1 pseudogene is annotated in these 366 nt (G+C 44.5%); it reads left to right on the top strand.

From position 1 onward, the window contains the following. Positions 1-306 (top strand): annotated as a pseudogene (locus CWB60_RS20580) (CBS domain-containing protein); the annotation flags it as partial. Positions 307-366 lie beyond the last annotated feature (60 nt).

Below are 366 nucleotides of genomic sequence, written 5' to 3'. Positions count from 1 at the left end.
CCTGGTACTGGGTGTGCCGATTTAACCAAGGCAGACGCGACGAGTCTTTCGCAAGAAAAAGGGTGCTCGGGTTTCCCGGTTACTGCTAGCGAAAATAACCTACTAGGTATTGTTACTGCTCGTGACATGCGTTTTGAACCGAAGCTTGAACAGCCTGTTTCTAGAGTTATGACTAAAAAAGACAAACTGGTAACGTTTCAAGAAGGCGCATCGGGGGTAGACATTTTAGGTTTAATGCACGAACACCGCATTGAAAACATCTTATTGGTTGATGATGCGTTTAAAGTAATAGGCATGAAAACCGTATAAGAGTACCAAACACCCCAAGACAAACCCGATGCATGTAAACACGTGCTAGGTGGTTGA

This window comes from Pseudoalteromonas sp. S327 (assembly GCF_005886415.1).
Taxonomy (GTDB): Bacteria; Pseudomonadota; Gammaproteobacteria; order Enterobacterales; family Alteromonadaceae; genus Pseudoalteromonas; species Pseudoalteromonas atlantica.
This window is presented reverse-complemented; position numbering and strand designations above follow the sequence as displayed.